This window comes from Pantoea sp. Lu_F5_004 (assembly GCF_051136245.1).
In the GTDB taxonomy this organism is placed as follows: domain Bacteria; phylum Pseudomonadota; class Gammaproteobacteria; order Enterobacterales; family Enterobacteriaceae; genus Pantoea; species Pantoea agglomerans.
On sequence record NZ_CP194947.1, the window covers coordinates 63,122 to 75,322 of the forward strand.

The following is a 12,201-nucleotide window of genomic DNA, read 5'->3' on the forward strand; positions in this document are numbered from 1 at the left end:
TAAGTCAAATTTCTCCGCTTTGCGAGCGCGATCCCGTATTTTCTGCCACCCCTTTCCTCAGCCGTCTACGCTTACAGCTTGCTGCGCCAGCCGGCGCGGTTCTTACTCATACTGACTTTCATTTGATTTGTGCGGAGCTACTGATGAAACCCCTTCACGCGCAATACCTTTTCTGCTGTGCCACGCTTAGCCTGCTGTCGCCGCTGCCTGCGATGGCCTGGAGCGACCTCACCGTCTTTGGCGATAGCCTGAGTGATGGCGGGAACGTCGGGCGCTTTACCTATGATGGCGCGACCCATCCGCTCTATGACGAGATCGTAGCGCAGTCGCTGGGTGATAACCTGCGCCCTTCATCGCAGGGCGGAAACAACTATGCCGAAGGTGGCGCAGTTGCGGTGCCTGCGATTAATCCCCTGTTTAACACTCAGGATCAGCTTGATAACTACCTTGCGGCGCGGGGCGGACGGGCTGATCCGGACGGTCTCTATATTCACTGGATTGGTGGCAATGATTTAGCGGCGGCGGCTCTTGCCCCTCTCGCTGCCCGGCAGATAGTGGATAACAGCGCCAGTGCAGCGGCCTCACAGGTCAGCCGGTTGCTGGATGCCGGAGCAGGAACGGTGATTGTTCCGACGGTACCCAATGTAGGGGCAACGCCCGCCCTGCTGCAGGCGATTCTGCAGGTGCTTGGCCCAGCGGCACAACCTGCTACGGCGGCGCTGTTTCAGTCGCTGAGCACCACCACTACGCCTGACCGTGCCGCAAGAGAGCAGGCGATTGAAAACGCGCTTGGCGAGGCGGCCGGACAAATCTCTTCAATCCCGCTGATCCGGGATGCCATTGCGCAGCAGCTGATTGCCGCCTGGGAGTTACTGAGTCAGGAGGCGGCGACACTCACCGACCGTTACAACCAGGCTGAAGAGCAAGGGCTGGTGGCCGCGCGCGGGAACATCGCGCGGGTGGATATCAATGGCCTGTTTAATGAGGTGATCGATAATCCGGGCCTGTATGGACTCACTAATACGGCCGGAATGGCCTGTCCGCTAGGTGTCTCGGCGATGGACTGCACCTCCTCGACGACAGGATTTTCACAGTCACAGCAGTATCTGTTTGCAGACAGACTGCATCCCAGCCCGGCGGTCCATGCGCTGATCGCCGATTACATTCAGTCGGTGCTGAATGCGCCGCTGCAGGTGGCGGCGCTGAGTCGGGCGCCGTCGATGCTGGTGGGCGATGCGCACAATACGCTGGATGGACATCTGCAGCAGCAGCGTCAGCAGCCCGCTAACGCCGGGGAGTTTACGGTCTTCGGCGGTTATGCCGGACAGCAGCGTGATTTCCGCGGTGACAGCCTGCAGGATGGTGATGCCACCAGTGCCAGCGGCACCGTGGGAGTGGGCTATCAGCTGACCGATCACTGGCAGGCCGGTGCCATGCTCTCTACGACCTCGCAACGTCAGGATCCCTCGTCGCGCTTTGATTACCGTTTACGCGGCAATCTGGTGGCGCTCTGGAGTCAGTTGAATTATCTCGATCGGGGATGGATTAATGCGGATGCCCATTATGCGGATCTCGACTTTGATGATATTGAGCGTCAGATCAGGCTGGGACCGGCGACCCGCACGGAAAAGGGCAACAGTAACGGTAAGGTGCTGGGGATGCGGCTGTAGACCGGCTGGGATTTGCCGCTGGGTAGTTATGTTTCTACCGGCCCGGTGGCCAGCTATGCGCTCGACTACACCCAGGTCGATGGCTATAAAGAGGAAGGCAACAGCAGCACCTCAATGCGCTTTGGCGACCAGACGCTGCACTCTCAAATCGGCGCAGTGGGCTGGCGTATCGACAGCAAAGATTTGCTGATCAATCCCTGGGCGCAGGTCAGCTACAACCACCAGTTTGGTGACAGCGATTCGGCTGTCACCGCCGGACTGAAATCGACCCGCACCGCCTTTACCCGCAGCAGCGATTCCAGTGATGATAACTGGATCGATATGGCGGTGGGTGCGAGCGTGCCGCTTGGCACCTCGGTGAATGCCTTTGCGGGCGTCTCGGCGGTCACAGGCAACAGCGACAGGCATCAGGTGACATGGAACGTCGGGCTTAACGCCCGCTTTTAACCGATCTGCTTTGCGGAGTGAAAAGCCCTGCAGACGTCGTCTGTCGCTCTCATAATGATAGCGGCGGGCGACGTTGCAGCAGATCTGAGCATTCATCACGCCCCGGATGCAGTCGGGTATAACTCTCTTCTGTAGCGTACCTTTTTCACGCTTCGATCAAAGCCTGAGCCTCCAGTTCGCGGACCCGCGGTATCACTTCGCGGCCAAAGAATTCGACCTCTTCATGAAAGTGCAGAAATGCCAGCAGCAGCAGATCCACACCGGCCTGCTTCAGTTCGATAATACGTTCAGCAATCTGCTGCGGTGTGCCAATCAGATTGGTTTTAAAGCCGTCGTTGTACTGCACCAGATCCTCAAACGACGATTTCGCCCAATTCCCCTCTCCTTCGGGTGAGGCACTGCCAGCATTTTTGACCTCATGCTGAAAGCCTTTTACCGCATCCGGGTTGGCTTTGCTGATGATCTCATGAAGCACCGCCTGCGCCTGCTGTTCGCTCTCGCGGGCAATCACAAAACCGTTCAGCCCGATTCTGACCTGATGCTGATTACGCCCGGCTTTTTCACGGATATCCGCGACCTGCAGACGGACGCCGTCCGGGGTATTACCGTTGGTAAAATACCAGTCTGACACCCGGGCGGCCATGTCGCGCGCCGCGCGTGAACTGCCACCCTGGAAAATTTCCGGTAGCGGTGACAACGGTTTAGGTTTCATCACATAATCGCGGAAGCGATAGAAATCTCCGGCAAAGCTAAAGCTCTCTTCACGCCAGATGCCGCGCAGGCAGCGAATAAACTCTTCTGAACGCAGATAGCGCTCTTCATGATCGAGCCAGGGTTCACCAATTGCTTTGAACTCGCCCCGGAACCAGCCGCTGACAATATTAACGGCGATGCGTGGACCATAAAGATGGCTGATGGTGGCAATCTGCTTTGCCGCCAATACCGGATTCCACGGGCCGGGAAGCAGAGCGGCAATCACTTTTAATTTCGAGGTGTGGCTGAGTAAGTCCTGCGAGAATGTGACCGATTCATGCTGATTATCTGCGCCATATCCGGCAGTAAACCGAATCTGCGTCAGCGCGTAATCAAAACCCGCCTGTTCAGCGATCTGCGCCAGTTTGCGGTTGTATTCGGCATCCCAGCGGGTACGCTGCTCTATCTGACTGATCACCAGTCCGCCCGAAACATTCGGCACCCAGTAGGCGAACTGTAAAGGTTGCTTCAGTGACATAGTTTTCTCCTGGCATATAGCTGGATTAATGGAATAGTTAATTTTTCCAAACTTTAAGATATAAAAGAAAAAACTAAGCAGTAACCGTGCCAGAGATTAAATGATTGAAATTAATGAATTAAAATCCAGTTTGCATAAGCAAGCTGTTGCAAATGCAGCAACACGGAAACAGTCCGGTTGCTGATGCAGCAGCGCTTCATGACCGCGCGTAACTGCGGAGAGGCTACGGCCGTCAGAACCCGGCGGTATTCGCAGATAGCCGCAAAGCGATGTGATAACGTAGCGGCTCTGTTCAGAAGCCGGAGGGCACTATGATTGTCAGACAGGCATCGCCCGAAGAGGCGCACCATTTATGGAACATCAGAAATCTGGCCATCCGTCATGGCTGCCAGCACGCCTATCCATCCGATGTCCTTGCCGCCTGGACGCCGGACCGGATGCCCGCCAGTTTTCCCGCGATGATCCGCGTGAATCCCTTCTTCGTGATTGATGGCCCGGACGGCGTGCCGGTTGCTATGGGATCGCTGGATCTCGCCGCCGCGAGCGTTGAAGCCATTTTTACGCTGCCCGGCTTCGCCGGACAGGGAATGGCGGGGCTGATCATCGACACGATTAAAGCGGAGGCGCTGCAGCGTGGCTATCGCCGGTTGACGCTCGAGTCAACGCCGAACGCCGTGAGCTTTTATCAGCAGCATGGCTTCCGGCAGCTGGGAGAAAGTCTTTATCCGTCAAAGCTGGCGGGTTGCGCGTTGCGCTGTATGGCGATGGAGATTGACCTGTAATTACGGACAATCATCGGGCTGACAACGAGCGGCAAAAGTTTCCGGTGCAAAGACTTCGCAAGCCCCCGCCGGTAAGGTATAGTCCGCGTTTTTTGGAGGAATCATGCTGACTGACTCATCAACTCGTCTTAATAAATACATCAGCGAGAGCGGCATCTGCTCCCGTCGTGACGCCGATCGTTACATCGAGCAGGGCAACGTTTTCATTAACGGCAAACGCGCCACTGTGGGCGCGCAGGTATTTGCAGGCGATGTGGTGAAGGTCAATGGTCAGCTTATCGAGCCGCGCGATGAAGACGATCTGGTGCTGATTGCCCTGAATAAGCCGGTGGGGATTATCACCACCATGGAAGAGGGCGAGCGCGATAACATCAGCGATTTCGTCAATCACAGCAAGCGCGTCTTCCCGATTGGCCGCCTCGATAAAGATTCTCAGGGCCTGATTTTCCTTACCAACCACGGTGATCTGGTCAACAAGATCCTGCGGGCCGGTAACAACCACGAAAAAGAGTATGTCGTTACGGTCGACAAGCCGATCACCGATGTGTTTATTGCCGGAATGAGCGCGGGCGTGCCGATGCTGGGCACCGTGACCAAAAAGTGCAAAGTGAAGAAAGAAGCGCCGTTTGTCTTCCGCATCACGCTGGTTCAGGGGCTGAATCGCCAGATCCGCCGCATGTGTAAGCATTTTGGCTTTGAAGTGACGAAGCTTGAGCGCACCCGCATCATGAACGTCAATCTCAAGGGATTACCGCTGGGTGAATGGCGCGATCTCACTGACGACGAACTCGTTGAGCTGTTTAAACTGCTGGAGAACTCCTCCTCAGAAGATAAACCTGCGAAGAAAGCTAAAGCCCCGGCGAAACCGGCCGCCGCCAAAAAACCGCAGAAGAGTGCGGCGAAACCCGCTGAAAAAGCGGATGCTAACGGTGCCTCGCGCAAGCGTTTTGTCCAGCCGGGACGTAAGAAGAAAGGGCGCTAAGATGGCCCGATGCAGAGAGCGACTTTCCTGCTCTCTGCATCTGTAATCAGCGGATCATTACGGAATGATCCGGGCCGCCCGGAAGCGGGCAAACAGATCGCAGAACATCTTATCTGTTGCGCGATAACCGTGGAATCCCGCCCGCCGCAGCTTGCTGCCGTCGCCAAACATGTCGTAATCCCAGCCAAAAACAAAATCAGCGAAGGCACCATCACTGAGCGCCAGAATATCGGGCTGGATCAGCGCGTTTGCAGCGGCGATTTCCTGCCACAGCGCACGATAATCCTGAAATAGCTGCCGGAAAGACAGCGAAACCGGCGGCGCGATCTCCAGTTCAAACCAAGCTGCAATGACCGGCCACAGCTCACTCCAGCGCCAGAGATCGCCATTGTTGATATTAAACGCCTGATTGCGTGCGTCAGAAGTGCGTGCGGCCCAGATCGTCGCGTCGGCCAGCAGAGTGGCATCGGTAAAATCGACCATACTGTGCCAGGTTTCCGGCGAACCGGGAAAGCGTAAGGGCAGCCGCGCCGCGCGACAGATTGAGGCGTACAGCGCCAGGCTCAGCGCCAGGTTCATGCTGTTGCCCGGCCTGTCACTGCCGACCACACCGGGCCGCAGCGCACTCCAGTGCCAGGCTTTACCGTGCTGTTGTGCGCTCAGCCAGTTCAGCTGCGCGGCGTTAAACTCAGCACCCGGTACGCCGGGATCGCTTTCCCGCGCCGGCGTTTTAAAGCGTCCGAGATGGGCGCCATACACTTTGTATCCCTGCATCAGGCTGACATGCTCAAGTGGGGCAACATCCTCCATGGTCTGAACCAGATTTTGCAGCATGGCAAGATTCGGCCCGACCATGGTTCCCCAGTCAGAAGCGTTCAGCCAGGCGCTGTAAAAGATATGCGTGACGTCGGTGAGTGATGCCAGCCGTTGCTGGCACTGCTGGCTATCGCGCAGATCAACCGCAATAACCTCTGTTCCGCTGAGTGCATAGTCTGACCGATGCGTCAGTGCTTTGACCTGCCAGTGGTCTGCTACCAGTGCCTGACTCAGTTGCTGACCGACAATCCCGCTGGCACCCGCCACCAGCGCAACCTTCTTATCCTGCGTCGTTTTCATGATCATTGCCCTGTTAAGAGAGAAGCCGCATTCTCACCTGCGTTTATTTCTGATTAAATCCCCTGAACCGGATGTCACTTATCAGGAAAATCAATAAATGCAGAACAAACTGAATGCGATTCAGACCTTCATCCGGGTGGCGGAAGCGGGATCTTTTTCGGCGGCGGCCCGGCAAAACGGCATGAAGCAGTCTGCGGTAAGCCAGCAGATCGCCGCGCTTGAAGAGGCGCTGGGGGTGGTGTTGCTGCACCGCACCACACGAAAAATGGCGCTGACGGAGCAGGGTCAGCATTATCTGCAGCAGGTCAGGCAACTGCTCAGCGCGATGGAAGAGCTGGAGCAGCAACTACGGCCTGAATCGCAGCCTCTGCACGGCAAACTCTATATGCAACTGCCGAGCGGCATCGGGCAGCGGCTTATGCCGCATCTGATTGCATTCCAGCAGGCGCATCCCGCGCTGCGTCTGAATATTGCGCTGGAGGATCGCCTGTCGGATCTCATTGGTGAAGGCGTTGATGTGGCGATCCGCCTCAGCGAATCACCGCCCGCTACACTGGCTGCCCGTTCACTCACTACGGTTGAAACCGTGCTGGTGGCTTCCCCTGAGTGGATAGCGCGAAACGGCACGCCGCAAGCCCCCAGTGACCTGCAGCACCATCCCCACATACGTTTTAGCGGCGTGTCGCCCGATGCGCCGCTGCAGCTGGTGTCCGCGACCGCGAGGGTGTCTGTGCCGGTGGAAAGTGCATTTCGTTCTAACAACAGTGATGCATTGATGCTGGCCCTTGAAGCGGGGCTGGGGATCGGCGGGTTACAAAAGCTTATCGGCGCAGACGCGCTGGCATCCGGCCGACTGGTGCGGGTTTTACCGGACTGGCGGCTTCCCGACCGCTATCTTTATGCTGTGTTTCCCGATGCCCGCTTTATCCCGGATAAAGTGCGGAAGCTGGTCACGCACTTAAGTGAGGTACTGGTGGGGTTGCAGGGAACAGGGCAGAAACTCATCTGATGTGGTGAAGAAAAAATCAGGTCTGATTGAAATGCACCTGACTCAGGGGTAAAGTATGCCCAGGTTGGGGACAGGGAAATACTCAGCACATGGACGCACTATTCATTGAACTTTCCAGCTTCCAGAAATACCGTGCTGATTATCTGAATGATGATCAGTACAGGCTGTTTCAGAACATGTTGCTGGCTGACCCTGAGAAGGGCGATGTGATACCCGATACCGGTGGACTGCGTAAAGTTCGCTTCAGGGATGAGCGCCGACACAAGGGCGCACGTGGCGGGATCAGGGTTATCTATTACTGGACCAACACACAAGGCCAATTCATCCTGTTTACCATCTACGATAAAGATCAACGCGACGATTTGACCAGGCAACAGCGTGATGCCCTGGCGACCGCGCTGAATGTGATCAAAAAAGGGCTGAGACATGACTGAACGCGATATCTTCAGTGAACTGATGACGGGTATGCAGGAGCTTAGGGATCATCAGGAGGGCAAAATTACGCTTAAGAGTTATAAGGTCACTAAGCGTGCCCCTGTAACTATTGCGCCGCAGGAGTTACGCGACGTACGCGAAAAACTGAACCTCTCACAGGCCGTATTCGCCCATTATCTTCATACTGGCGAAACGACATATCAAAACTGGGAACAGGGCAGGGCAAGACCTAACGCCCAGGCTGTTTTACTGATCCGCATGGTGCAGCAGAACCCAGAAACGCTGAAGACGCTCGCCAAGCTCTGACAAGCCAGCCCGTATGGCTGGCATCCTGTTTCATTATGGATGCCTCCGGTTTACCCTCTCTGAAGAATTTAAAACCCCTCTCCCCCGATCCCGCAGTCCGTTCAACGCCACCCGCCAGATTTTAATAGGGGTCACATTCAGACCAACGACACTTTTCACCCTGATCAGGGCGTGGCAGGATAAGCGCAATCTATCAAGGAGTGTGCCTGATGTTACTGAAAGGTATGAACGATCCGCTGCTGAAAGCGTATCAGCATCCCAAATCACGGATGATGATCAGTCGTTTCAGGGGGCTGGCGGGGGATCGAAGACTCAGTGACTGGCAGGCGTTCTGTATTCTGGTCACCGGCTTTACCAATTACTGGTATGTGCATGCAGGTCACTACACTATTAATGTCACACTGACTAAAACCCGCCAGTTCGACTTCCTGCAGGATTTCCTGCATTTCACGGTCACGCTGGATGGGTTAATTGGTGATGAACATTTTCGGAGTCCGGACTTTGTGCTGCCCCATTACGATGTGCCCTACGAATTCTGCCGCTGGCGTAACAAGCGCGGCTATGATGCGTTAACTACCTATGTCAGTAAGCAGGGGGTGAAATCCCATAAAGGGATATTTGTTGCCTCTGAAGGGGCTTCCCCGGAAGAGCAGGTGATGAAATGGGAAGGCGTGGTCAACGTCTATGACAAAACCTTTTTTAGCGTGACTAACTTCAGCACGACCCAGGAATTTCTGATCAAAGACATCAGTAAATCCATACAGGAAGGATTGCTGAAGCATCTGAGTTTTTACCGCGATCTGTTTCACTATATCTTCCCCACACCGGCGGAGGCGCGGTTGCAGGCACGCGATGACAGGCGCTATCTGGCGAAAAGATAGCGCCCGGGCATCTTTAGATCAGGTCAATGATTTCAGCCGGGTCTGCTTAAACGTTGCAAACCCGGTAGTCAGCTGACCTCTCAGCGGGGTTTACCACTTCATCTCGCCGGTATTGACTTTGGCGCTGAGTTCCAGTGAAGCCGGTTCTGCCAGTTTCGGACAGGCGGCTTTCATGGCGGTAATCACCTGCGCTGAGGTTTTATGTTGCGCCAGCGCCGCTTCAAAACTCTTCAGATAATTCAGGGTGAAATCCACCGCCTGTGAACCGGCCGGACGGGCACCAAGATAGTGACCCGGAATCACATTCTTCGCGTTCAGCGTCTGCATTTCTGTCAGGATATGACGCCATTCAGCGCGGCTCTGAACGGTCTGAGTGTCAGCCGTCCAGACATGAATGTCCGAGGAGAGGGCGGTACCGCCCAGAATGGTGCTCGCAGACGGGATCCAGATATAAGCCGCGTATTGCTCCGGATGACGCAGCTCCAGCACCTCGCCGTCGACGCTAAAGCGGGTCTGATGGGTCACTTCAGGCACAAACACCTTATCCGGCGCGCCCTGCTTCATCTGTGGACCCCAGTATTTCAGCTTGGCGTCATGCGTCTGCTGGATATGCTTCACCACCGCAGGCGCAGCAACCACCTTCACGTCCGGCCAGGCTTTAACAATCGGCTCCAGACCAAAGTAGAAATCGGGATCGCCAGAAGTGATCACAATTTCCTTTAGCGTTTTTCCACTCTTTTTAATCATCTCTGCCAGTTTTTCACCGTCCTGGGTGCTGAACTGGGCATCAAACAGAATCGCTTCGGTTGGCCCGGTAACCAGCGTCGAGGAGACGGCAAAGATGCCCTTTTCCTGCGGATTATAGGTTTGCAGTTGCAGGGTGGCCGCGCTGGCGGAGGCCGAGGCCAGCACCAGCATCACAGGTAAAAACTTAATTTTCATTGAGGATCCTCAGAGATAAATGCCCGATCAGGCAGGCGTAATGGGCGATGTTCAGTATCAGTGGCGCTATTCTACGCATCTGGCTATCTGTTAGAATTCCCGCAATCAGAGATGCTGAGTTTCATGATCCGAACAGGTGAAGTGGATGGACAGAGTCACGGCGGCAGCCGTTTTCAACCGGATATGTGAACTGGGCAGCCTGAGTGCCGCCTCACGATCGCTCGGGATATCCCGACCGATGGTCAGCCGTTATCTGGAGGAGATGGAAAAGTGGGCGGGAACGCGTCTGCTGCATCGCTCTTCGCGCCAGCTGACCCTTACGCCTGCCGGTGAGGCGATCCTGCAAAAAACCCGTCAGCTGGCCCTGCTCTCAGAGGCGATCCAGCAGGAAACCACTCAGGGCGTACCGGCCGGAACGCTTCGCATCGCCTGCGCCCACTTTACGGCTCTTCATCTTGTCGGCCCGGTGATCCCCGATTTTCTGACGCGTTATCCGGCACTGCGCATTGAGCTGGAAATTAACAATCAGCCAGTAAGCCTGATTGGTGAGCGTATCGATCTCGCTATTCGCATCACCGACTCGCCAGAGCCGGGGGCGATCGCACGCCGTCTTGGCGAATGTCACTCGGTACTCTGCGCCTCACCTGAGTATCTTAAGGCGCGGGGTAACCCGGAAACCCCGGACGATCTGGCTCAGCATAACTGCCTCTACTACAGTCGCTTTGCCGGACAGAGCTGGCATTTCACGGCGGCTGGCGGGGAGAAAATCGCGGTTGCCGTGAGAGGAAATTTCAGTGCAGGTATCTCTTCACTGTTGTGTGACGCGGCGATAGCGCACTGCGGGATAGCGATGGTGCCTGAGCAGGAGGCTCGCCACGCACTGGAAGCAGGGAAGCTGGTAAAATTACTGCCCGATTATGAGCCACAACGCATAGGCATATGGGGGCTTTACCTGTCGCGTGAACACCAGTCTGCCGCACTGCGGTTGATGCTGGATGAACTGCAAAGCAGAATCAAGAGCCGGTGATCAGAGGGGAGTGTAATCGATAAAAATGAGATCTTACTATGAGTGATAATCAAACCCTTTACTGGAACCCTATGGTGCCAGAACTGACCGTCACTGACTTTACCGCTTCGCTGCATTTTTACACCGTGGTGCTGGGGTTCAGTGTGAGAATTCAGCGCCAGCAGCCTGATTTTGCTTACCTCTGCTATGGAGAGGCGCAATTGATGATTGAGCAGTTCCATCCGCAGGGCTGGAACATAGCCGATCTGCGCTGGCCTCTGGGGCGGGGTATTAATTTCCAGATTGAGGTCGATGATGTTCAGGCTGTGCTGACCCGTTTGCAGCAGCATGCCGTTCCGCTCTTTCGGGCGTTACGGGATAACTATTACGACACCGGTGAGACCACCGCCTGTCAGCGGGAGTTTCTGGTGCAGGACCCCGATGGTTATCTGCTGCGTTTCAGCCAGTATCTGGAATAAGCTGAACGTGTATTGGCAATATTAATCAGCAGGAGAATAGCTTGAGTATAATAAACATTCTCTTCGGATGTTTTTATATTGACTGTTCAATCATGATCAACGGAAGCCTTTAATAGCAGCGTAGTAAAGTCATCTAAAGCGCGAAGAGTTACCTGCTGTTTACCACCGTCACATTAATCATGACCTTTTCCACTAACGGAAGGCGCTAATGAAAAGCGTGTTAACTATTGCAAAGCGTCATTAAGTCACAGGCGGCCGTGATTTGCTGCTACAAGGCCATAATAAAAAAATAATGTAAGAAAGAAAATTTATCCAGCGATGGTCTACACTTTCGTTAGCTGGCTGGATTAGGATTATTCTCAACAAAGGTTTTTAAGGGATTTCATTGGGCTAAGCGCCAGTACATTTACATTTATTCTTTTACTTAGCACTTAATCTTTGAGGATGTGAGCCGATAACAGGTGATACATACTCAGGAGGACGCACAATGAAATCTTTTTTATCTGTCTGCACTAGCACGCTACTGATAGCTTTGGCCGGGCCTGTTGTTGCTGATTCAAACTCAGGCACTATTACTTTCAGCGGAGCCATTACCAATGGTTCATGTAATATGAATGTCGGAAAAAATCCTGTGGTGTTTGACTGTTATGATCCCGCCAGTGGTAAGGCTGTGGTTACTACTGCTGACCTGATGAATCCCGAATTGCTGACCAAACTATCCCTGGAAGTAAAAATGCATTGGTTAAATCCTGAAAAGAGCAAAGGGATACTTTACGTTACCTATCTTTAACGCTTCTCCTGAAGTTTTATTCTGAACGACAGTGAAATGCCTTAGCAGCAACGGTGACATAGAAAGTAAAGATATAAACCCATAGCCAACACAGGGTTTATCATTAAGTCACTAAGAGCCAGTAA

At 54.5% G+C, this 12,201-nt stretch carries 12 protein-coding genes and 1 pseudogene; 10 read left to right on the top strand and 3 right to left on the bottom strand.

The window, feature by feature from the left end:
• Positions 1-143 precede the first annotated feature (143 nt).
• A pseudogene (locus ACR8BN_RS19280) lies at positions 144-2,117 on the top strand (autotransporter outer membrane beta-barrel domain-containing protein).
• A gap of 145 nt (positions 2,118-2,262) precedes the next feature.
• Here ACR8BN_RS19280 and sfnG read toward each other — a convergent pair.
• Positions 2,263-3,348 (bottom strand): dimethylsulfone monooxygenase SfnG, encoded by a 1,086-nt coding sequence (sfnG, locus tag ACR8BN_RS19285; RefSeq protein WP_191938837.1) that lies wholly within the window; start codon positions 3,346-3,348, stop codon positions 2,263-2,265.
• A 311-nt stretch (positions 3,349-3,659) separates the two neighbouring features.
• Between sfnG and ACR8BN_RS19290 the strand changes: the two genes are divergently transcribed.
• The gene (locus tag ACR8BN_RS19290; protein ID WP_031594134.1) at positions 3,660-4,130 is read left to right on the top strand and encodes a GNAT family N-acetyltransferase; all 471 of its coding nucleotides are present in this window, start codon (positions 3,660-3,662) and stop codon (positions 4,128-4,130) included.
• Positions 4,131-4,233: 103 nt separating this feature from the next.
• Complete coding sequence (rluF, locus tag ACR8BN_RS19295) at positions 4,234-5,112, top strand: 23S rRNA pseudouridine(2604) synthase RluF (RefSeq protein WP_434747729.1); 879 nt, start codon at positions 4,234-4,236, stop codon at positions 5,110-5,112.
• Positions 5,113-5,169: 57 nt separating this feature from the next.
• Here the strand turns inward: rluF and ACR8BN_RS19300 are convergent, their stop codons facing one another.
• A complete protein-coding gene (locus ACR8BN_RS19300) occupies positions 5,170-6,228 on the bottom strand; it encodes an SDR family oxidoreductase (protein WP_115758171.1) in 1,059 nt (352 codons plus the stop codon).
• Positions 6,229-6,325: 97 nt separating this feature from the next.
• On the opposite strand from ACR8BN_RS19300, the gene ACR8BN_RS19305 reads away from it, so the two are divergent.
• The 4 genes from ACR8BN_RS19305 to ACR8BN_RS19320 all read left to right on the top strand — a co-directional run bounded on the left by ACR8BN_RS19305 (position 6,326) and on the right by ACR8BN_RS19320 (position 8,859).
• A complete protein-coding gene (locus ACR8BN_RS19305; protein WP_434747730.1) occupies positions 6,326-7,237 on the top strand; it encodes a LysR family transcriptional regulator in 912 nt (303 codons plus the stop codon).
• Positions 7,238-7,326: 89 nt separating this feature from the next.
• On the top strand, positions 7,327-7,671 hold the full coding sequence (locus tag ACR8BN_RS19310; protein ID WP_069026837.1) for a toxin: 345 nt from the start codon (positions 7,327-7,329) through the stop codon (positions 7,669-7,671).
• Positions 7,664-7,978, top strand: coding sequence for a helix-turn-helix domain-containing protein (locus ACR8BN_RS19315; RefSeq protein ID WP_109651448.1), 315 nt, complete (start codon positions 7,664-7,666; stop codon positions 7,976-7,978). The genes ACR8BN_RS19310 and ACR8BN_RS19315 overlap by 8 nt, the downstream gene beginning before the upstream one ends.
• A 209-nt stretch (positions 7,979-8,187) precedes the next feature.
• Complete coding sequence (locus ACR8BN_RS19320) at positions 8,188-8,859, top strand: hypothetical protein (protein WP_115388259.1); 672 nt, start codon at positions 8,188-8,190, stop codon at positions 8,857-8,859.
• A 90-nt stretch (positions 8,860-8,949) separates the two neighbouring features.
• Here ACR8BN_RS19320 and ACR8BN_RS19325 read toward each other — a convergent pair whose 3' ends face one another.
• Positions 8,950-9,801 carry a Vmh family MBL fold metallo-hydrolase gene (locus ACR8BN_RS19325; protein ID WP_434747731.1) on the bottom strand — a complete coding sequence of 284 codons (852 nt, stop codon included), beginning with the start codon at positions 9,799-9,801 and terminating at the stop codon, positions 8,950-8,952.
• A 145-nt stretch (positions 9,802-9,946) separates the two neighbouring features.
• Between ACR8BN_RS19325 and ACR8BN_RS19330 the strand changes: the two genes are divergently transcribed.
• From ACR8BN_RS19330 to ACR8BN_RS19340, 3 genes are all read left to right on the top strand, one after another.
• A complete protein-coding gene (locus ACR8BN_RS19330; protein ID WP_031594128.1) occupies positions 9,947-10,828 on the top strand; it encodes a LysR family transcriptional regulator in 882 nt (293 codons plus the stop codon).
• A gap of 38 nt (positions 10,829-10,866) precedes the next feature.
• Entirely contained in the window at positions 10,867-11,286 is a 420-nt protein-coding gene (locus tag ACR8BN_RS19335) for a bleomycin resistance protein (RefSeq protein ID WP_031594127.1), read from the top strand.
• A 487-nt stretch (positions 11,287-11,773) separates the two neighbouring features.
• Positions 11,774-12,076 carry a type 1 fimbrial protein gene (locus ACR8BN_RS19340; RefSeq protein WP_434747732.1) on the top strand — a complete coding sequence of 101 codons (303 nt, stop codon included), beginning with the start codon at positions 11,774-11,776 and terminating at the stop codon, positions 12,074-12,076.
• Positions 12,077-12,201: the final 125 nt, after the last annotated feature.